The organism is Bordetella ansorpii (genome assembly GCF_900078705.1).
Taxonomy (GTDB): Bacteria; Pseudomonadota; Gammaproteobacteria; order Burkholderiales; family Burkholderiaceae_B; genus Bordetella; species Bordetella ansorpii_A.
This window is the reverse complement of the sequence record NZ_FKIF01000002.1, coordinates 669,647-689,877: the sequence shown is the minus strand read 5'-3', so window position 1 is coordinate 689,877 and position 20,231 is coordinate 669,647. Positions and strand designations below refer to the sequence as shown.

Annotated in this window: 23 protein-coding genes; 9 read left to right on the top strand and 14 right to left on the bottom strand. The window is 66.7% G+C overall.

Features of this window, described 5'->3' with window-relative positions; translation table 11 throughout:
• Window positions 1-353 precede the first annotated feature (353 nt).
• Both A6745_RS06775 and A6745_RS06770 read right to left on the bottom strand, forming a co-directional pair.
• Window positions 354-1,427 carry a nickel/cobalt transporter gene (locus A6745_RS06775; protein WP_066124994.1) on the bottom strand — a complete coding sequence of 358 codons (1,074 nt, stop codon included), beginning with the start codon at window positions 1,425-1,427 and terminating at the stop codon, window positions 354-356.
• Window positions 1,418-2,005, bottom strand: a complete 588-nt coding sequence (locus tag A6745_RS06770) for a DUF1007 family protein (RefSeq protein ID WP_231885947.1) — start codon at window positions 2,003-2,005, stop codon at window positions 1,418-1,420. Before A6745_RS06770 ends, A6745_RS06775 begins: the two co-directional genes overlap by 10 nt.
• Before the next feature lie 318 nt (window positions 2,006-2,323).
• Between A6745_RS06770 and A6745_RS06765 the strand changes: the two genes are divergently transcribed.
• The 5 genes from A6745_RS06765 (at window position 2,324) to hslU (ending at window position 7,043) form a co-directional block, all read left to right on the top strand.
• Entirely contained in the window at window positions 2,324-2,836 is a 513-nt protein-coding gene (locus A6745_RS06765) for a Fur family transcriptional regulator (protein ID WP_066124991.1), read from the top strand.
• Between the two features lie 357 nt (window positions 2,837-3,193).
• Window positions 3,194-4,258 (top strand): CobW family GTP-binding protein, encoded by a 1,065-nt coding sequence (locus tag A6745_RS06760; RefSeq protein ID WP_066124988.1) that lies wholly within the window; start codon window positions 3,194-3,196, stop codon window positions 4,256-4,258.
• 147 nt (window positions 4,259-4,405) lie between these two features.
• Window positions 4,406-4,870 carry an RNA polymerase-binding protein DksA gene (dksA, locus tag A6745_RS06755; protein WP_066124986.1) on the top strand — a complete coding sequence of 155 codons (465 nt, stop codon included), beginning with the start codon at window positions 4,406-4,408 and terminating at the stop codon, window positions 4,868-4,870.
• A 234-nt stretch (window positions 4,871-5,104) separates the two neighbouring features.
• Complete coding sequence (hslV, locus tag A6745_RS06750) at window positions 5,105-5,644, top strand: ATP-dependent protease subunit HslV (protein ID WP_066124984.1); 540 nt, start codon at window positions 5,105-5,107, stop codon at window positions 5,642-5,644.
• A 64-nt stretch (window positions 5,645-5,708) separates the two neighbouring features.
• Entirely contained in the window at window positions 5,709-7,043 is a 1,335-nt protein-coding gene (gene hslU / locus A6745_RS06745) for an ATP-dependent protease ATPase subunit HslU (RefSeq protein WP_066124982.1), read from the top strand.
• 56 nt (window positions 7,044-7,099) lie between these two features.
• Here hslU and A6745_RS06740 read toward each other — a convergent pair whose 3' ends face one another.
• Window positions 7,100-7,396, bottom strand: a complete 297-nt coding sequence (locus A6745_RS06740; protein ID WP_066125826.1) for a copper-binding protein — start codon at window positions 7,394-7,396, stop codon at window positions 7,100-7,102.
• Window positions 7,397-7,580: 184 nt separating this feature from the next.
• Here A6745_RS06740 and A6745_RS06735 point away from each other — a divergent pair, with 184 nt between their 5' ends.
• From A6745_RS06735 to rfbD, 3 genes are all read left to right on the top strand, one after another.
• Window positions 7,581-8,141, top strand: coding sequence for a cob(I)yrinic acid a,c-diamide adenosyltransferase (locus tag A6745_RS06735; RefSeq protein ID WP_066124979.1), 561 nt, complete (start codon window positions 7,581-7,583; stop codon window positions 8,139-8,141).
• Window positions 8,142-8,216: 75 nt separating this feature from the next.
• On the top strand, window positions 8,217-9,275 hold the full coding sequence (gene rfbB, locus A6745_RS06730) for a dTDP-glucose 4,6-dehydratase (RefSeq protein ID WP_066124976.1): 1,059 nt from the start codon (window positions 8,217-8,219) through the stop codon (window positions 9,273-9,275).
• Window positions 9,272-10,165, top strand: coding sequence for a dTDP-4-dehydrorhamnose reductase (gene rfbD / locus A6745_RS06725; protein ID WP_066124974.1), 894 nt, complete (start codon window positions 9,272-9,274; stop codon window positions 10,163-10,165). Before rfbB ends, rfbD begins: the two co-directional genes overlap by 4 nt.
• Window positions 10,166-10,203: 38 nt before the next feature.
• On the opposite strand, the gene A6745_RS06720 is transcribed toward rfbD, so the two are convergent.
• A complete protein-coding gene (locus A6745_RS06720; protein WP_066124973.1) occupies window positions 10,204-11,214 on the bottom strand; it encodes an aldo/keto reductase in 1,011 nt (336 codons plus the stop codon).
• A gap of 136 nt (window positions 11,215-11,350) precedes the next feature.
• Here A6745_RS06720 and rfbC point away from each other — a divergent pair, with 136 nt between their 5' ends.
• Window positions 11,351-11,893, top strand: coding sequence for a dTDP-4-dehydrorhamnose 3,5-epimerase (gene rfbC / locus A6745_RS06715; protein ID WP_066124971.1), 543 nt, complete (start codon window positions 11,351-11,353; stop codon window positions 11,891-11,893).
• Window positions 11,894-11,990: 97 nt separating this feature from the next.
• Here the strand turns inward: rfbC and lipA are convergent, their stop codons facing one another.
• From lipA to A6745_RS06665, 10 genes are all read right to left on the bottom strand, one after another.
• Window positions 11,991-12,989, bottom strand: coding sequence for a lipoyl synthase (gene lipA, locus A6745_RS06710; RefSeq protein ID WP_066124969.1), 999 nt, complete (start codon window positions 12,987-12,989; stop codon window positions 11,991-11,993).
• Window positions 12,990-13,169: 180 nt separating this feature from the next.
• Window positions 13,170-13,583, bottom strand: a complete 414-nt coding sequence (locus A6745_RS06705) for a DCC1-like thiol-disulfide oxidoreductase family protein (RefSeq protein WP_066124967.1) — start codon at window positions 13,581-13,583, stop codon at window positions 13,170-13,172.
• A 66-nt stretch (window positions 13,584-13,649) separates the two neighbouring features.
• On the bottom strand, window positions 13,650-14,345 hold the full coding sequence (gene lipB, locus A6745_RS06700; RefSeq protein WP_066124964.1) for a lipoyl(octanoyl) transferase LipB: 696 nt from the start codon (window positions 14,343-14,345) through the stop codon (window positions 13,650-13,652).
• On the bottom strand, window positions 14,314-14,586 hold the full coding sequence (locus A6745_RS06695; RefSeq protein WP_066124962.1) for a YbeD family protein: 273 nt from the start codon (window positions 14,584-14,586) through the stop codon (window positions 14,314-14,316). The genes lipB and A6745_RS06695 overlap by 32 nt, the downstream gene beginning before the upstream one ends.
• Window positions 14,587-14,693: 107 nt before the next feature.
• Complete coding sequence (locus A6745_RS06690; protein WP_066124960.1) at window positions 14,694-15,560, bottom strand: D-amino acid aminotransferase; 867 nt, start codon at window positions 15,558-15,560, stop codon at window positions 14,694-14,696.
• 84 nt (window positions 15,561-15,644) lie between these two features.
• Window positions 15,645-16,928: a D-alanyl-D-alanine carboxypeptidase family protein gene (locus tag A6745_RS06685; protein ID WP_082852925.1), complete on the bottom strand. Its 1,284-nt coding sequence runs from the start codon at window positions 16,926-16,928 to the stop codon at window positions 15,645-15,647.
• 183 nt (window positions 16,929-17,111) lie between these two features.
• Complete coding sequence (locus A6745_RS06680) at window positions 17,112-17,765, bottom strand: alpha/beta hydrolase (protein ID WP_066124957.1); 654 nt, start codon at window positions 17,763-17,765, stop codon at window positions 17,112-17,114.
• 55 nt (window positions 17,766-17,820) lie between these two features.
• Window positions 17,821-18,444: an ABC-type transport auxiliary lipoprotein family protein gene (locus A6745_RS06675; RefSeq protein ID WP_066125819.1), complete on the bottom strand. Its 624-nt coding sequence runs from the start codon at window positions 18,442-18,444 to the stop codon at window positions 17,821-17,823.
• A 41-nt stretch (window positions 18,445-18,485) separates the two neighbouring features.
• Entirely contained in the window at window positions 18,486-19,421 is a 936-nt protein-coding gene (locus A6745_RS06670; RefSeq protein WP_066124956.1) for an MlaD family protein, read from the bottom strand.
• A complete protein-coding gene (locus A6745_RS06665) occupies window positions 19,408-20,226 on the bottom strand; it encodes an ABC transporter ATP-binding protein (RefSeq protein WP_231885924.1) in 819 nt (272 codons plus the stop codon). Before A6745_RS06665 ends, A6745_RS06670 begins: the two co-directional genes overlap by 14 nt.
• Window positions 20,227-20,231: the final 5 nt, after the last annotated feature.

Here is a 20,231-nt window from a genome sequence, read left to right as displayed (position 1 = left end):
CGCGGCGGCCGTCGGACTCGGTCTGTTCGGCCGTTTCGGCGCGGCTGGCTGTCTGCGCGCCAGCGTCGGCCAGGGGCGCACTGAACGCCACGGCCAGAGCCAGGCCGAGGCGATGGGGACTGCGGTGCATGGGGGTTCCTCTTTCCGTTATGTTGTTTCAGGTCAAGTTCAGCAATGATATAACATACTATTCTCTGAACGAGTGCCCAAGGACCTGAAACAGGCCAAATAAAGCTCGCACATAAGGGATCGGAACAGCGCGAAGCGGCGTCACTGAGTCCGCCAGTCGTGGCGGCGGAGACCCGGCGCCGGGACTGGCCCGCGCCAAGCCGCCATCATCGGGCGACAGCACACTAGGCCGTAACCAGTTGTCCACCCAGTAGAAGCGCCCCCAGGGCAAGCACGGCGACCGCGGCGGCCGCCTCGATGAGATATCGCAGGCGCGCCGCCCATGCGGTCGACATGGCCGCGCTGAAGCGCCCGGCCGTGTCGCGCGCCAGCACCGCCATCATCACCAGCGCGGCCACCGTCAGGCCGGTGCCCAGGCCCATCGCCAGGGCCGACGCCATCCCGGCGCCGAAGAAGTTCTGCGACAGCGAGAACACCAGGACGATCAGCGCCCCGCTGCAAGGCCGCAACCCCACCGCCAGCAGAGCCGTGATCGAACGGCGCAGGGTCGGCGTGCCTTCGACGTCGCGCGGATCCGGCACATGGGCGTGGCCGCAGCCGCAGTCGTCGTCGTGGACGTGGGTGGGGTGGTGCGCGTGGGCATGCGGATGGGCGTGCGCGTGCCCATGGCCGTGCGAATGAAGAGGACGGTGCGCGTGCTCGGCGCCAGCGTGTTCGTGCGCCGGCCCCCGCCGCCGCCAGCCCCGCGCCAGCGGCCGCACCGCCTTGCGCCACACCAGCCACAGCCCCAAGGCCACGATCAGCATGAACGACGCGGTTTCCAGCCATTGCGTGGCGCGGTTCATGGTGGCCGCGGTGACGTTCAGCAGCCAGGCCAGCACGGCCACCGCCACGATCGCCACCAGCGCCTGGATCAGCGCGGACACCATCGCCAGCACCGCGCCGTTGCGGGCCGTCTGCCGGTTGGCCAGCACATAGGCCGAGATCACCGCCTTGCCATGCCCGGGTCCCAATGCGTGGAAAATGCCATACGCGAACGACAGCCCGATCAGCGTCCAGCCGGCGCCGCCCTCCGCCTGCCAGGCACGCATCGCGCCGGTCAGTTGGCGGTAGAAATGCGATTGCCACATCGACACCTGGGCGAACACGCCCGACAGCCAGCCGGATCCGCCGCCCGCGCCGCCCGCCTCGGGCACGCCGAACGGATGCGCCGCCATCGCGATCACCGGCGCCACGGCCAGCAGCGCCATCACCATGCCGGCTGCCCACGCGCCGGCCCCGCCACGCCTCACGAGCATGCGACCTCGATGCGATGCGTCAGGCCCTTGGTGATGGCCAGCAGTTCCTCGGGCAGTCCATCGGCGTCGGCCGGGATGGCGGCCAGTTCCTGCATGGTCTTCCAATCCAGCGGCCTGGGCGGACGGTAGGTCTGCTTGCAGCCCGCCGGCGCGGCCTGCAGCGTGACCGCATTGGGCTCGTCGAAGGCATAGGCCACGAAATACGTCGGATCGAACACGTCGACCTTGACGCCCTTGCCGCCCGGCGCCGCGGGCTTGGCCAGCGGCAGCACGAACGACAGCGCCAGCAGGCCCTTGGCGTCGCGCGTGACGCGCGCCTCGCGCGGCTTGCCGAAGACCTGCCTGTGGCCGTCCACCTCGACGGTGGTGAAGAAATGCGAGATCGGCTCGCCCAGTGCCTGCATCCAGTCATCGGCCATGGCCTGCATGGTCTTGGCCGACAGGGTGCCGTCCTTTTCCGTGGGCAGGCCCTGAGCGGCATACGCGGCGAACATCTCGTCGAAACGCCAGAACTGCCGGATGGCCGCCATGCGGCCCTGCGCATCGAACACCAGCGTGGCGCGCGCATCGATCCACATATGAGGATGCCCCAGCGCGGCAGGCGCGGCCACCGCCGCGCCAAGGCCGGCGGCGAGCATCGCCAGGCGGCGCCGCAGTGCCATGCCAAATCGGGCCGGACGGTACCCGGAACGCGCCGCGCGCACTCGCACGAAAGAAGAAGCGGAAGGATGCAAAGGCATGGAAAGCGGCGGCGCAGAAAGCGGATGCACGAAATTTTATGTTATATCATAACAAGTTAGCGGCCAGACGCGCTTCCCGCGACGCGGCTATTTCTGCTACCGTCCGGCTTTGGCGGCGCCCGTCCGCCCCGCAGCCTACTCGCCATCCACATCACCATGTCCGCCCCGTCCGATACCACCCGGCCCGATGCCGTCAGCGAGCAACTCGCGCTGGCCGAGACCCTGTGCGCCGAACGGGGCCGCCGTCTCACGCCCATCCGCCGCAAGGTGCTCGAACTGCTGCTGCGCCATGGCCGCAGCCTGAAGGCGTACGAACTGCTCGAAGCCATGCGCGCAGTGCATCCCGGCGCCGCGCCTCCCACGGTCTACCGCGCCCTGGATTTCCTGATGGAAGAGGGCCTGGTACACCGGCTGGACGCAGTCAACGCCTGGAGCGCCTGCCATGACGCGGCCGGCGCGCCGCACGACCTGCTGGTGGTCTGCACCCGCTGCGGCGCGGTGGCCGAACTCAGCGACCCCGTCATGAGCCGCCAACTGGCCGAACGCGTGGCACGGACGGGCTACGCCCTGGCGACGCACGAAACCGAAATCCGCGCCTTGTGCCCGCAGTGCCAGAAGGATGCGCCGGCCGAACAGGGCCACCACCATGGCCACGCCCACCCGCACTGAAACGGCGGGCGCTATCTGATTGGGTGGTCGACAGGGGGGCGTGCGCGCGCCTGCCTCAGGCATGCCGCTTGCTAAGGCTGCCCGAACGGCCTCTCGCGCGATGGGGCGGCGATGCGCGGGTCGGACCCCTCTTGAATTTTCGCACTCCGCCCCCATTTACCGTTTTCTCCCGGCATCCGGCGTGAAATATGGTCGGATATTGCCGTAAGTTGCCGATCGGGATTGCAGGGTCTTCCAGGGGTTTGCCCAGTGCCCCCGACTGTGCTGTAATCCTGCGTCCGGTCGGCGATTAGTCGGTCCCACCACTCGGCGGCGCGCCTTGCGCGAGCCCCCCGAAACTAGCTTGCAAGCTTCGCCATGAATACCCCGCGCAGTGTGGACACAATGGTTCCCGTCACCATCCTCACCGGCTTTCTCGGTGCCGGCAAGACGACCCTGCTCAAACGCATCCTCACCGAATACCACGGTCGCCGCATCGCGGTCATCGAAAACGAATTCGGACCGGAAAGCATCGACAACGACCTCCTCGTGCAAGACCGCGACGAAGAGATCATCGAGCTGTCCAACGGTTGCGTGTGCTGCACCGTGCGCGGCGACCTGATGCGCACCCTGTCCGAGCTGCGCGCCAAGCGCGAAGCCGGCGAACTCACGTTCGAACGCGTCATCATCGAAACCACCGGCATGGCCAACCCGGGCCCCGTGTGCCAGACGTTCTTCATGGATGACGACATCGCCGAGTACTACCGCCTGGACGCGGTGGTCACGGTGGTCGACGCCAAGCACGGCATGGCCACGCTCGATGCCCAGGACGAAGCCCAGAAACAGGTCGGTTTCGCCGACCGCATCCTGGTCTCCAAGAGAGACCTGGTCAACGACGTCGACTACGAAGCGCTGCGCGCCCGCCTGTTGAAGATCAACCCGCGCGCCCCGATCACCCCGGTGCACTTCGGCGAAGCCGATCTCAAGTCCATCATCGACATCAGCGGCTTCAACCTGAACTCGATCCTGGACATCGATCCCGATTTCCTGGCCGACGACCACCCCGACGCGGCGCACGATCACGGCGACGATTGCGGCGACCACTGCGATCACGCGCATCACCATCACCACCATCATCACAACGACGATATCGGCGCGTTCGTGTTCCGCTCGAACAAGCCTTTCGATCCGGCGCGCCTGGAAGAATTCCTGGGCGGCGTGGTGCAGGTCTACGGTCCCGACCTGCTGCGCTACAAGGGCATTCTGTACATGAAGGGCATCAACCGCCGCATGTTGTTCCAGGGTGTGCACATGATGATGGGCGCCGAACCCGGCAAACCCTGGACGTCGTCCGAGAAGCCCAACACCAAGATGGTCTTCATCGGCCGAAAGCTGCCCCAGGAAATCTTCACCCGTGGCCTGGAGCAGTGCCTGGCCGGCTGATCCCGTCCAGGCAGGCGCTGCGCGCAATGCCGCAACGCAAAGTACAAGAACGTAGTGCGAGGATCGCTTAGCGCCGCTACAACAGGTTATACGGTCCAGCCGGTGCGATTTCACACCGCGCCCGGATCGATCATTTGGAGTGTTTTCATGGCTACCAAGGCAGCAACCAAGAAATCAAGCAAGTCGGCGAACGAAACGGCGATTGATCTGCCCAGCGAACAGGAATTGCTGGCCATGACCGAGGCCGACTACATGAACGACCGCCAACTGGCGTTCTTCAAGGAGCGCCTCAAGCAACTCGAGCAGGACATCCTGGCCAACGCCGGCGAAACCACCGAGCACCTGCGCGAAACGCAGTTCGTGCCCGATCCCGCCGACCGCGCCACCATCGAGGAAGAGCACGCGCTGGAGCTGCGCACGCGCGACCGCGAACGCAAGCTGCTGAAGAAAGTGCAACAGGCCATCGCCCGCATCGATAGCGGCGAATACGGCTGGTGCGAAGAAACCGGCGAGCCCATCGGCATCCCGCGCCTGCTGGCCCGCCCCACGGCCACCCTGTCGCTGGAAGCCCAGGAGCGCCGCGAGATGCGCCAGAAGCTGTACGGCGACTGACCCCCGTAAACTGCTGCCGCAATACCCAGGAAAGACCATGCCGATATCGGTATGGCCTTTTTGCTGCGCAACGGCATGCCACGGCGAAGAGATAAAATCCGGCACACGGGTAATACAAAAGCACAGAAGTACAGGATACAGTTCGCTGAGTGGTGGGCCAAGTTGGTGAACAGCACAAAAGCTTGAAATCCCCCGCGCCATCCCCACGTACTTCCCTCAAAGGAAGGAAAGCGCATGGAACAATTTCACGCTACCACCATCGTCTGTGTCCGCCGCGGCAACCACGTCGCGCTGGGAGGTGACGGACAGGTCACGCTGGGCAACATCATCATCAAGGGCACGGCGCGCAAGATCCGACGCCTGTACCACGACAAGGTCCTGGCAGGTTTCGCCGGCGCCACCGCCGACGCATTCACCCTGCAGGAACGCTTCGAAGCCAAGCTCGAAAAGCACCAGGGCCACCTGATGCGCGCCGCCGTCGAACTGACGCGCGACTGGCGCACCGACCGCGTGCTGCGGCGCCTCGAGGCCATGCTGATCGTGGCCGATGCCGAGCACACCCTTGTGCTCACCGGCAACGGCGACGTGCTGGAGCCCGAACACGGCCTGGCCGCCATCGGCTCCGGCGGCGCCTATGCGCAATCGGCCGCGCTGGCCCTGCTGCGCAACACCGAGCTCGCGCCCGAAGCCATCGTCAAGCAGTCGCTGGAGATCGCCGGCGACCTGTGCATCTACACCAACCAGAACCACGTGATCGAAACGCTGGGCGAATAAGCCCCGGCCGCCCGCTGGCGCGCGTCCATCCGCCCGCGCCTTGCCCGCCACTCTGGAATTCCACATGTCCGCATCGACCATGACTCCCGGAGAGATCGTCTCCGAACTCGACAAGTTCATCATCGGCCAGAACCGCGCCAAGCGCGCGGTGGCCGTGGCGCTGCGCAACCGCTGGCGCCGCCAGCAGGTCGCCGAACCGCTGCGCCACGAAATCCATCCCAAGAACATCCTGATGATCGGTCCCACCGGCGTGGGCAAGACCGAGATCGCGCGCCGCCTGGCCAAACTGGCCAACGCGCCCTTCATCAAGATCGAGGCCACCAAGTTCACCGAGGTGGGTTACGTGGGCCGCGACGTGGACACCATCATCCGCGACCTCACCGAATACTCCATCAAGCAGACGCGCGAGATCGAGATGCGCCGCGTGCGCAGCCACGCTGAAGACGCGGCCGAAGACCGCATCCTCGACGCGCTGCTGCCGCCGGCCCGCACCGCCACCGGCGACCCGGAGCGCGGTGAGGACGGCACGGCCCGCCAGACCTTCCGCAAGCGCCTGCGCGAAGGCAAGATCGACGATCTCGAGATCGAGATCGAAGTCGCCCAGCCCATGCCGCAGATGGACGTGATGACGCCCCCCGGCATGGAAGAAATGGCGGAACAGTTGCGCGGCATGTTCGCGGGCCTGGCCAAGGACAAGAAGAAGCCCAAGAAGATGAAGGTGAAGGAAGCCTTCAAGCTGATCGTCGAGGAAGAGGCCGCCAAGCGCGTCAACGAGGAAGACCTGCGCGCGGTGGCCGTGGCCAACGTCGAGCAGAACGGCATCGTGTTCCTGGACGAGATCGACAAGATCGCCGCGCGCCAGGAAAGCGGCGGCGCCGACGTGTCGCGCCAGGGCGTGCAGCGCGACCTGCTGCCGCTGGTCGAGGGCACCACGGTGAATACGCGCTACGGCATGGTGCGCACGGATCACATCCTGTTCATCGCCTCGGGCGCCTTCCACCTGGCGCGTCCGTCCGACCTGATTCCCGAGCTGCAGGGCCGCTTTCCCATCCGCGTCGAACTGGATTCGCTGACCGCCAAGGATTTCATCAGCATCCTGTCCGACACCGACGCATCGCTGATCAAGCAATACACGGCGCTGCTGGCCACCGAGGACGTCACGCTGGAGTTCACCGACGACGGCATCGCCCGCCTGGCCGAGCTGGCCTTCTCGGTGAACGAACGCACCGAGAACATCGGCGCACGCCGCCTGTACACGGTGATGGAAAAACTGCTGGAAGACCTGTCCTTCGACGCCAGCACGCGCGGCGCGCACACGGTGAAGATCGACGCGGCCTACGTGGACGAGCAACTGGCCGAGACGGCCGGCAGCCAGGATCTGGCGCGCTACGTGCTGTAAGCCGGGAGGGCATTGGCGCCGATAGCCCACCGCATGCCCGATGGCAAAGGCCAGGGCTATTTCGAGATCTTGGTCACCACGTACTTGCCGTCCTTGCGTTCGGCGGTGAAGCTGACCTTGTCGCCCGGCTTGATGCCAGCCAGCAGCGCCGGATCGGCCTGGTACACCAGCGTCATCGCCGGCAGCTCGAGTTCGGAAATGGCATCGTGCTTGAGCGTGACCTTGCCGCCGGCCTGGTCCACCCGGCGCACTTCACCGCTGGCGCTGGCCTGCTGGGCATGGGCCGCGGGCGCAACGGCCGCGGCCACGATGAGCGCCGCGGCGGCGGCGCCTTGTCGAAAAGAAAAATTCATGCGCAAACCCTCCTGCATGTCAGCGTCCAGCATAGCGCACGCGGCTGTGCACGATGCGCATCGGGGCACATATTGGCGCTACAGCGGATTACAGGCCGGTACCTGGCGTGCCGCCCGGATGGCGCGCGGCCGGCTGGCCCCCGCAGTGCTAGGATTGCCCCCTTCACCTCACCAGGAGACCCGCATGGCCAACCGTCTTTCCGTGATCGCCACCCGCACCGGCGACGACGGCACCACCGGCCTGGGCGATGGCACGCGCACTGGCAAGGATGCCCCGCGCATCGCCGCGCTGGGCGACGTGGACGAACTGAACAGCACGCTGGGCGTGCTGTGCGCCGAGACGTTGCCAGACGACGTTGCGGCGGATCTGCGCGCCATCCAGAACGACCTGTTCGACCTGGGCGCCGAACTGAGCATTCCTGGCCACGTGGCCCTGGCCGAAGCCCAGGTGGCGCATCTGGACGCGCGGCTGGCGCACTACAACGCCGCCCTGCCACCGCTGCGCGAATTCATCCTGCCCGGGGGCAGCCGGGCGGCCGCGCTGGCCCACATCTCGCGCACCGTCGCGCGCCGCGCCGAGCGCTCGGTGGTCACGCTGTCCCACACCGAAGCGGTGCAGGCCGCCTCGCGCCAATACCTGAACCGGCTGTCGGACCTGATGTTCGTGCTGGCCCGCCACCTGAACCGCGTGGCCGGCCACCCCGACGTGCTGTGGACCAGCCCGAACGCCCGCCAGGCCGATTGACACAAAGGGATAGCGAGAGGACTGATGCCAGTCGCCCATTTACAATGGGCCTCCGATCCCGCTCTCTCGCACATAATGACTCTGCTGGTTACTGGCGGCGCCGGCTTCATCGGCTCCAATTTCGTCCTGGACTGGTTCGCGGGGCACGATGAACCCATCGTCAATCTGGACAAGCTGACCTATGCGGGCAACCTGGACAACCTGACCGGATTGCGCGGCGATCCGCGTCACCGGTTCGTGCACGGCGACATCTGCGATGCCTCGCTACTGCAGCGCGTGCTAGCCGAGCACCGGCCGCGCGCAGTCATCCACTTCGCCGCGGAGTCTCATGTGGACCGATCAATTCTGGGCCCCGGCGAATTCATACACACCAATGTCGTGGGTACCTTCCATTTGCTGGAGGCAGTCCGGGCATATTGGAGCACGTTGGAAGGCACGCAACACACCGACTTCCGGCACATGCACATTTCCACCGACGAGGTTTATGGGTCGCTCCTACCCGGCGATCAGGCCTTCACCGAAGCGCACCCCTACCAACCGAACAGTCCCTATTCGGCCAGCAAGGCGGCCAGCGACCACCTGGCTCGGGCCTACCATCATACTTATGGCCTGCCGGTACTTACCACCAATTGTTCCAACAACTACGGCCCATACCAGTTCCCAGAAAAACTGATTCCACTGGCCATCCACAACGCGCTGGCCGGCAAGCCGTTGCCGATTTATGGCGATGGCATGCAAGTGCGCGACTGGCTCTACGTCGGCGATCACTGCAGCGGCCTGCGCCGCGTGCTCGAGGCCGGCGAGCCCGGCCAGACCTACAACATCGGCGGCAACAACGAGCAGGCCAACCTGGATGTCGTGCATGCGCTGTGCTCGCTGCTCGATGAACTTCGGCCCGATCCGCAGGGATCGTATAGCCGGCTGATCACGTTCGTGCGCGACCGGCCGGGCCACGACCGCCGCTATGCCATCGACATGCGAAAAGTGGCGCGCGAATTGAACTGGTCACCCGCGCATGATTTTGCGCGCGGCCTGCGCCGGACGGTCCAATGGTATCTGGACAATCCCGAATGGGTATGGCGCGCCACCAGCGGAGCCTATCGCAATTGGGTCGCTCGACAGTACATGCCATGAAACTGCTCCTGCTGGGTGCCGCGGGCCAGATGGGGCAGGCATTGCTCCCTGCACTGCGCCGCCTGGGCGACCTGACGGCACTGGGCCGGGCGCAGGCGGACCTGACGCAGATTCAGGCCTTGCGCGATGTCGTCGACGCTATTGCTCCCGACGTCATCGTGAACGCGGCCGCTTATACCGCGGTGGACCGGGCGGAGCACCAACAGGCCCTGGCCCGGCAAATCAACGCCGAGGCGGTCGCCGTACTGGCCGATATCGCGCGTGAGCGCGATGCGCTGCTGGTGCACTATTCCAGCGACTACGTGTTCGACGGCCGCAAGGCCGGGGCTTATGTCGAGAGCGACGCCGCACATCCCCTCAACGTCTACGGACAGACCAAACTGGCAGGCGACAACGCCGTACGCGAAAGCGGCTGCCGCGCGCTGGTACTGCGCACGAGTTGGGTGTATGCCACGCATGGCGAGAATTTCGTCAGGACGGTGCTGAAACTGGCCGCCACGCAAAATACCTTGCGCATGGTGTCGGACCAGGTGGGCGCGCCTGTCTCGGCCGATCGTCTGGCCGCAGTCAGCGTGCAAGCCATCGTTGCCCACCAAGCCGGGCTTCTGGCCTCAGGGCTGTATCACCTCGCGCCGACCGGCGCGGTCGACCGGCATGGGCTGGCCTGCCACATTGTCGAACGCGCACGTGCCCATGATCCCGCGCTTGGCCTACGGCTGGAAAACATCGAGGCCATCCCCACCCCGGACGATCCCGCTCTGGCACGCAGGCCACGCAACAGCCGCCTGGACAGCAGCGCGCTTTCTCGGGCCCTGGGCATTGCATTGCCCGATTGGCGTGAGGACCTGGATGCCGCAATACAAACATTGATGCGGTCTAACCTCCGGTAGGTTGCTTGGGGCCGGCGTTCGCCGGCCCCAAGCAACCCTTACGCCACGGGCACGGGCCGCCCGAAGAACGGATAGCTCGGATCGTTGTAGCCATGCGAAGACGCATGGCCCGGCACCACCCAACCATTGACCATGGCCTCCTCCTGCGGCGAAATCGCCACGTCCAACGCACCGTAGTAATCCTCCATCTGGCCCAGGGTACGCGGCCCGGCGATGACGGCGCTGACGATCGGATTGGCCAGTACCCACGCCGTCGCGAAATGGCCAGGCAGCACGCCGCGATCCCTGCAGTAATCGACAAGTTGGCCCGCGATCAACAGCGATTCCTCGCGGAACTCGGTATCCAGGATGCGCTTGTCACCGCGGCCGGCACGGGTATCGGCTGCCGGTGCCTGGCCCGGCAGATACTTGCCCGTCAGCACCCCGCGCGCGATCGGACTGTAGGGCACCACGCCCAGGCCGTAATGCGCACAGGCAGGCAGAATCTCGATTTCGGGATTGCGGTTGAGCATGTTGTAGTAAGGCTGGCAGACGACCGGCTTGGGCACACCCAGTCGTTCGCACAGGCGCACGATTTCGGCAATGCGCCAGCCGCGGAAGTTGGATACGCCGAAGCTGCGCAGCTTGCCCGCGCGGATCAGGTCACCCAGCGTCCACACGGCCTCCTCCAGGTTCTCCTGGTGGAAATCGCGATGCAGGTAAAGGATGTCCATGTAATCGGTGCCCATGCGCTTCAGACTGCCCTCGACGCCCTGCGTCAGCCACTGGCGCGAGTAGTGCGAATGATTGGGCGCCTTGTCGAAGACATTGCCGATTTTGCTGGCCAGCACCCACTCGTGCCGCTGGCCCGCCAGCAACTGTCCCACCACTTCTTCCGACCGCCCCTGGTTGTAGACATCGGCGGTGTCGATGAAATTAAGGCCGTGGTCGCGTGCCGAGGCGACGATCGCGCGGGCCTCGTCGAACGGCGTCTGCTCCCCGAACATCATGGTGCCCAGGCAAAGCGCGGAAACCTGCAGATTGCTGCTGCCAAGTCGGCGGTATTTCATGGAGAATCGTCCTTTTGCATGGTGGGCCGGCGAATGAGAAGAGCGCTGCCATGCAGCATACGCCTGTCGGCAGGCCTGCCGCATGCGGCTGCGCTACAGTGGACGCTGATAGGGCTTTCCCGCTTTTTTCCAAAACATGAAATTCACCCCCGCGACCATTCCCGGCATCCTGATCACCGAACCTGTGGTACACGAGGATGCACGAGGGTATTTCTACGAGAGTTTCCGCCTGGCGGCACTGGAAGAAGTGGTCGGCCGACCGTTGCGCTTCGTGCAGGAAAACCAGTCGCGCTCTTCGCGCAATGTACTGCGGGGCCTGCACTACCAGATCCAACGCCCCCAAGCCAAGCTGGTTCGCGTAGTGGCGGGGGAAATCTTCGATGTGGCGGTCGACCTGCGGCGCGGCTCTCCCACATTCGGTCAATGGGCGGGCGGCGTGCTGTCCGCGGAAAACCGGCGCCAGATGTGGATACCCGAGGGTTTTGCGCACGGTTTGCTGGTGCTCTCGGACTGCGCCGAGGTGCTCTACAAGGTCACCGAATACTACGCACCGGAGTACGACCGGGGCCTGTTGTGGAATGATCCCGCGATCGGTGTGCGATGGCCATTGGAGGGGCCCCCGCAATTGTCGGCAAGAGACAAGGCGGCCCCGACGTTGGCGGAAGCCGAAACCTACTGATCGCGCCCCCGGTCCGACAAACGCCGGCCCACCTGGCAGATACAAAAAGGCGCGGACGAAACCGCGCCGATCCGATGCAGCGCGCGAAACGCCGGAATCAGTTGACGCCGGCGGCGTGGGCCTGTTCGTCGGCGTGGTACGAAGACCGTACCATGGCCCCCACGGCCGCGTGCGAGAAGCCCATGGCATAGGCCTCGCGCTCGAACATCGCGAAAGTGTCGGGATGGACGTAGCGCAGCACCGGCAGGTGGTGCTCGGACGGCTGGAGGTACTGGCCGATGGTGATCATGTCGACGTTGTGTGCGCGCATGTCGCGCATCACCTGCAGGATTTCCTCGTCCGTCTCGCCCAGGCCCAGCATCAGGCCCGACTTGGTCGGCACCTCGGGATGCAGCTGCTTGAACTCGGCCAGCAGCTTCAGCGAGTGCATGTAGTCGGAACCCGGACGGGCCTGCTTGTACAGGCGCGGCACGGTCTCCAGGTTGTGGTTCATCACGTCCGGCGGACCGCTGTTCAGGATGGCCAGCGCGCGGTCCAGGCGGCCGCGGAAATCGGGGACCAGCACTTCGATGCGGGTGGAAGGCGACTGTTCGCGGATCTGCGTGATGCAATCGACGAAGTGCGCCGCGCCGCCGTCGCGCAGGTCGTCGCGGTCGACCGAGGTGATGACCACGTACGACAGCTTCAATGCGGCGATGGTGCGCGCCAGGTTGGCGGGCTCGTTGGCGTCCAGCGGGTCGGGGCGGCCATGGCCCACGTCACAGAACGGGCAGCGGCGGGTGCACTTGTCGCCCATGATCATGAACGTGGCAGTGCCCTTGCCGAAGCACTCGCCGATGTTCGGACACGAGGCTTCCTCGCAAACCGTATGCAGGTTGTGCTCGCGCAGGATGCGCTTGATGTCGTAGAACCGCGATCCCGGCGAGGCCGCGCGCACGCGGATCCATTCGGGTTTCTTCAGGCGCTCGGCCGGCACGATCTTGATGGGAATGCGCGCGGTCTTGGCCTGGGACTTCTGCTTCTGGGTCGCGTCGTAGGCGGCGGGCGCGGCGGCCTGCGGGTCTACGGAAGTGGGGGATTCGCCAGTCGTGGACATTGGGTACCTTCGGGGCGAAGGCGGGAGCGCCTGCGCCTGCGTGCAAAAAAGCTAGTGTACAGGGTCTTCCCGGAGGTGCCCCCCCGGGCCGCCGTTCTTCAAACCGGGGACGGGTGGGGTCTTGGGGATTGTCTCGTTGCTGTCGGGGATGTGGGTTCTTTAGCGCGATCAGAAACAAATTCATCCGGGCGGCGCGCGTTTCAGGTTCTCGATGTAGCGGATGCCCATGACTTTCAGCACGAGGTTGCGGACGGCCTTGCTGATGGGGTACCAGATGCCGGCGGCGCGTTCCGAACCGAAGAAGAGGTAGCTGGCGCGGTTGAAAAGGCCCGAAGGCGTGCTCAGCAGGGTCAGGACGCGGATGGCGTCGGGGCCATAGTGGAGGCGGCCGCCCAGTTTCACCACCATGCCCTGATCGATGTCCAGGCCGGCGGCGGTGATTTCGTCCATCAGCGGGCCGGGCTGGCGGGCGTCGACCAGGTGCAGGCGGCCCGCCGCCTCGCGGACACGGACGTATTTGCAATAGGTGCGGCACAGCGGGCATTCGCCGTCGTAGACCAGCCAGATGTCGCCGTCGTCCGGTTGCGTCTTCATGAGGAGGCTCCAGAAGCGGCCAGCGGCCGCGCTTGGTGATAGCGTACGTCAGGGGCGCCGCACCGCCTACCCGCACAAGCCTTCGCCGGAAATCCGCGGCGTCACGCGCCGGGCCACGCTGGCGCCGACCTCGGCCAGGTCGGCGCGCACGCCGCACGAAGCCATGTCCACGGTACGCAGCCCTTCGTAGCCACAAGGATTGATGCCCAGAAAGGGCGCCAGATCCATGTCCACGTTGATCGACAGACCGTGGTAAGCATGTCCGTTGCGCACCTTGATGCCCAGGGCGGCGATCTTGGCCAGTTCGGCGCCGCCTTGCGGATCGGGTACGTAGACGCCGGGCGCGCCCGGCTTCCTGCAGGCGCCCCGCACGCCGAACTCGCGCAGCGTGCCGATGACGGCCTCTTCCAGCAGGGACACGTATTCGCGCACGTACAGGCGCGCGCGGCGCAGGTCCAGCAGCACGTAGGCCACCAGTTGGCCGGGCCCGTGGTAGGTGATCTGCCCGCCGCGGTCGCAATGCACCACGGGAATGCCGTTGGCCTTCAGCAGGTGGGTTTCCAGGCCGGCCTGGCCCAGCGTATAGACCGGCGAGTGCTCGCACAGCCAGATCTGGTCTTCGGAATCGGAGGCGCGTTCCTCGGTGTAGTCGCGCATGGCGCGCCACACCGGCAGGTAGTCGGCCGGACGGTCCAGCCACTTGGTGACGGCTTGCACGGACCCTGCACGCCTACAGGACGATGGACACCATCGGATGGCCATGCAGCGCGCGGTACAGCCCGTCGAGCTGCTCGCGCGAGGTGGCGCGCACGGTGAACGTCAGGCCCAGGTAGTTGCCGCCCTTGCTGGGGCGCATCTCGACGGAGGAAGCGTCGAAGCCAGGGTCGAACTGCAGCACGACTTCGGTCAGCCGCTGCGCGAAATCCGGGTGCTGCTTGCCCATCACCTTGATGGGAAAGTTGGACGGATATTCGATCAGCGATTCTTCGGGCGGGATATTCATCGTTGCTTCAGCCTGGCAGGGCCGCCTGGCCGGGCCGGGGAAAGTCCCGGCGGCGAACGGCGGCGCGGGCCGCACGGAACGGCCCGGTGCGAAACGCACGCGAGGGCCTAGAGCGCGGCGATGCGGGCATCATAACCCGCACGCAACCTGGCAAAAACAGGGCCGGGCTTGCCATCGCCCACGGGCTTGCCGTCCAGCATCAGCAATGGCTGCACTTCCCGGGCCGCCGAGGTCACCAGCAACTCGTCGGCCGCCAGCACTTCCTGGCGCGAGAGCCGGCGCGCCTCGAACGGCACGCCGGCTTCCTGCGCCAATTCGGCCAGAAGGCCGTAGCGAATGCCTTCCAGGATGAGGTTGTCGCGCGGCGGCGCCAGCAGCGTGCCGCCGGACACCACCCAGATATTGGACGACGACCCCTCGGTCAGCCAGCCGTCGCGGAACTGCACGACCTCGTCCACGCCGGCCTCCAGCGCCTGCTGCTTGGCCAGCACATTGCCCAGCAGCGAAATCGACTTGATCTCGCAATGCAGCCAGCGTTCATCGGCGATGGTGATGGCGGTCATGCCCCGGGCGAGCGACTCGGGCGTGGGCGGGGTGAACGGCGTGGCCATGCCGAACACCGTGGGCGCGATGGAGGCGGCGGGAAAGCCGTGGTCACGCCTGGCCACGCCGCGCGTGACCTGCAGGTAGACGATGCAATACGGCTCGGGGCAACGCGCCGCCAGTTCCCGGACCAGGTCCGCCCAGCCGGCGCGGTCCATGGGCGGCGCGATGCGCAGCGCGGCCAGGCTGCGTTGCAGGCGGTCCAGGTGGCCGTCGACGCGGAACGGTTTGCCTTGGTAAACGGGGACGACGTCGTAGATGCCGTCGCCGAAGATGAACCCGCGATCCAGGACGGAGATCTTCGCCTCGTCCACGCGCATGAATTCACCATTGAGATACACCTGGCTGTCGCCCGGCATGCCCGCGATCATGGAACCGCTCCCGTGGAAAAGCCACCGTGCCGCTTCAAGGCAAGCCGGGCGCATTACCCCCCGGCCGCCCTGCTCCGCGGGCGTTTACTGGAACCAGCGCTTGACCATGTCGCCCATGCGGCCGAAAAAGCCGGCGCGTTCGACGTCTTCCTGGGCCACCAGCGGTTCGGTGCGCAGCGTCTTGCCATCCAGCGTGAGCTGCACGGTGCCCACCTGCTGACCCTTGGTGATGGGCGCGACCAGCGGATCGGTGCGCTGCGCCACGGGCTTGATCTCGGCGCCCTTGCCGCGTGGCACGGCCAGCCACACCGCGCTGGGCGGCCCCAGCTTGACGGTCTCGGCCTTGCCTTCCCAGACGCGCGCTTCCAGGCCAGGCTGGTTCTGGCCGTACAGCTTGACCGTGTCGAAGTTCTGGAAGCTCCAGTTCAGCAGTTTCAGGCTTTCTTCGGCGCGCGTGGCTTCGCTGTCGGCGCCGACCAGCACGGTGAGGATGCGGCGGTCGCCGCGCATGGCGGTGGTGACCAGGCAGTAACCGGCCGAATCGGTATGGCCCGTCTTCATGCCATCGACCGAGGGATCGGCCCACAGCAGGCGGTTGCGGTTGGGCTGCGTGATCTTGTTGTAGGTGTATTCCTTCTGCTTGTAGTAGTGGAAGAAATCCGGGTGATCGGAAATGAGGTGCGAAGCCAGCACCGCCAGGTCGCGCGCGGTGGTGACGTGCTGCGGGTCGGGCAGGCCCGTGGCGTTCATGAAGTGCGTGTTGCGCATGCCCAGGCGCTGCGCTTCCTGGTTCATCAGCGCGGCGAAGGCGGTCTCGCTGCCGCCGACGGCCTCGGCCAGCGCCACCGAGGCATCGTTGCCCGACTGCACGATCATGCCTTGGTTGAGCTCGTCGACCGTGACGGGCTTGCGCGGCTCGATGAACATCCGCGAACCGCCGGTGCGCCAGGCGTGTTCCGACACCGGCACCTGTTGCTGCAACGTCAGGCGCTTTTCTTCCAGCGCGTTGAACACGACATAGGCCGTCATGATCTTGGTCAGCGAGGCGGGCTCGACCTTCATGTCCGGATTGGACGAGGCCAGCGTCTGGCCGCTGTTGACGTCGACGGTGATCCAGGCCTTGGCCGCGATGGTGGGCGCGGGCACCGTGGCCAGGTCGCCGACCTGCGGCGCCGAGGGATCGGTGAAGGGCAGCGACGTGGGCGACGTTGCCTTGGAGGACGTGGCGGGCGGAGGATTGGCCGGCTGCTGTTGCTGCTGCGCGGCCACCGGCAATGCGGTGGCGAGCATGGCCGAGGCGATGGCGCCGGCCAGTGCGCGGCGCGCGAATGCAAAGGAAACAACGGCGGTCTGGGACGATTTTTTCATCGGCAACGATATCCGGAGGTGGAGCAGGCCTTGCGGCAAAGTGGCTGCAATTATGGCAGCCTATGCGATCGGCCTGGGGCTCAAATGTTCCCGGGCCCCGCAAAATACAACGCAATGTAGACGGAGCCCGCACGCGCCAAAGCCCTTGAAATGCAGGCCCGGCGCATGCTGCACCGCGATGCGTCAGGGTAACGCCACCTGCAGGCGCTCGGCCACCAGACGGCGCAGCAACAGCAGCTTGCCATGGAAGAAATGCGACGCGTCCGGCACCACCACGATGGCCAGATTGCGCGCCCGCGCCCAGTCCATGGTCTCGGCCAGCGGCACGACTTCGTCCTGCTCGCCGTGCACCATCAGCGTGTCTTCGGGCACCTTCAGATCGGCGGGCTGGAAGCGCTGCACCGCGGCGCCCATCAGCATCAGCGCGGCGGGCAGATGCGTATCGCCAGCCTGCGCCAGGCCGGCATGCACGCCCGCGGCCACGGCCGTGCCGAACGAGAAGCCGCCCAGCGCCCAGGGTGCCTGGACCAGTTCCGGGAAGCGCTCGCGCACCTGGGCCACCAGGCCCAGCATGTCCTGCGTCTCGCCGACAGCCTTGTCGAATTCGCCGGCCGATGCGCCCACGCCGCGGAAGTTGGGCCGCACGGCCAGCAGGCCGTGCTGCACGCAGGCACGCGCCAGCGTGGTGACGACCTTGTTGTCGCGCGCGCCGCCCTGCAGCGGATGCGGATGCAGGATGAGCGCCCAGCCGCGCGGCTGGCCTTCGGGCCAATCCAGCGCGCAGTCGATGCGCCCGGCGGCGCCAGTAAAACCTTCGATTTCGGTACGAGCAGACATGGGTGCGATGGGGGAGCTGGAAAAACGAAACGGCCGCCATGCGGCCGGGAAAGTATCAGCGAGGGCGGGCGCCGCCCGATGCCGCCGCGCCTGACGCGGCGGGCATGACCTGCGCCAGCCATTGCGCCAGTTCGTCGGCGGCCTCGTCGGTGGCCTGGCGCAGCGCCGTGGCGCCGCCCGCCGCATCCTGCGAGGCCGCGGGCACCGCGCGCTCGATGCGGCGCTGCGCCACGACCCGGCGGTCGGACAACAGCACGGCCTGCAAGGCCAACTGGCCGGTGCTGGCGCTGCCGTCGGGCTGGAAGACCTGCTCGAAGCGGGTCAGCGAAATCTGCAATTGCGGCACGCCTGTCACGCCTTCGGGCAACACGGCGCCTTGCCGCGACAGGCGCTCGGCCAGGCGCAGGCGCACCAGCTCGGACGGCGCCGCCGCCCAGCGGGCCTGCGCGTAGGCGCGCGGGCTGGCGCTGTCGCCGATGCGCCAGATCATGCCGACGTCGGCCAGCGTGGGCACGGCCGTGAACGACAGCGACAACGGCGCACGCGCGGCCAGCGTGGGCGCGGGGCGCAGGTCGGCGCCCAGGTCGTACAGGGTCGGCGTGGGGCCGGTCTTGCCCAGGCTGCAACCGCCCAGGACCAGCGCCACGGCCAGGATGGCGAGGGATCGTTTCATCTTCAGCATGGATGGCGGCATGGATAGTGTGCGTTGGAACGGCGGTGTCATTGCGGCCCCTGCCCGAAGCCGGCGAATCCCGGTTCGCCGGGGCCTGCCTGCACCGGCGGCGGGCCGAACAGGAACGACTGCGGCGTGTCGCCCACGCGGCGCAGCGCCGACTGCGCCGTGCGCGCTGCGCCGCTCACGCCGTTGGCCATGCGCGACAGCGCCGGCAGGGTGTCGTTGTCCAGGCGGGCGGCGGCCCAGGTGATCTGCTGCATGCTCTGCGTGGCCGCGGCCATCGGGCCGTTGGGTCCATCCAGGCGAGCCAGCGCCTGGCGGGCATCGAACATCAGGCCCTTGGCCTGCTCGGCCGCGCCCCGCATTTCGTCGGCGACGGAATCCAGGCGCCGCACCAGCGGGCCCAGGTCCTGGCTGGCCTGCTTGAATTGCGAGGACATATCGGCCGCGTTCTGCAGCATCGCGGTCATGGCCTGCACGTTCTGCTGGCTGAGCAACTGGCTGAGCTGCTGCGTGGCGCGGTCCACGTTCTCAAGGACCGCCGTGCCGCGCTGCTGCACACGGTCGAAAAAGCCCGGACGCAGCGGAATCGCGGCGGGATGGTCGGCCGAGGTGGCCAGCAGACGGGGCTGCGCCCCGTCATCGCGCAGTTCGACGTTGGCGCCGCCCGTGATGCCCTGCACGCCCAGCTCGGCCCAGGTGGATTCGGTGATGGGCGTGTTCGGCGCCACGCCGATGCGGATGCGCACCTGGCCGGGCCGCTCGGTATTGAGCGCCAGCGCCTGCACCTTGCCCACCGGCACGCCCTGGTAGCGCACGCTGGACTGCGCCGTCAGGCCGGTGACCGCCGTGGACGAGATGATTTCGTAAATGGCCTGCTGCGAGCGGTCGCGGCTCAGCCACACCGCCACCAATGCCGCCGCGGCCAGCAGCACAAGCGTGAACAACCCCGCCAGCAAGGCATGACTACGGTTTTCCATGACCCGCTTCCTTCGGTACCAGGTCTCCCAGCGCGCGGCGGCCCCGCTCGCCCAGGAAGAACTCGTGAATGAATGGATGATCGACCTGTACCACCTTGTCGATGGTGTCGCAGGCGATCACCCGTTTTTCGGCCAGCACGGCAATGCGCGAGGACAACGCCACCAGCGTATCCAGATCGTGCGTCACCATGACCACCGTGAAACCCAGTTGCGCATGCAGCGACCGGACCAGGGCGACGAATTCGTCGGAACGCAGCGGATCCAGGCCGGCCGTGGGCTCGTCCAGGAAGAGCAGCCCCGGATCCAGCGCCAGCGCGCGCGCCAGGGCCACGCGCTTGACCATGCCGCCCGACAGATCGGACGGGCGTTTGTCGGCGTCCCGGGCGGTCAGGCCCACCATGGCCAGCCGGCACATCACCACGTCGCAGATCAGGTCGGCGGGCAAGGCGCGCAGTTCGCGCAGCGGCAACGCCACATTGTCGAACACGGACAGCGCGGAGAACAATGCCCCTGCCTGGAACAACATGCCCCAATGCTGGGACAGGCTGCGGAACTCGGAGGACGACAGCTCGTGCAGGTCGCGGCCCAGCACCCGCACGCTGCCCGCGGCGGGCCGCTCCAGGCCGATGATCTGGCGCAGCAGCGTGGTCTTGCCGGAACCCGACCCGCCCACCAGCGACAGGATCTCGCCCGGCAGCACGGCCAGGTTCAGGTTCTCGTGCACGACGTGGTCGCCGAAGGCCGTGCGCAGGCCGTTGACGGCGATCACCGGCGCCTTCGTCATGGCGACGTCGGAATCCGGCATGGCGT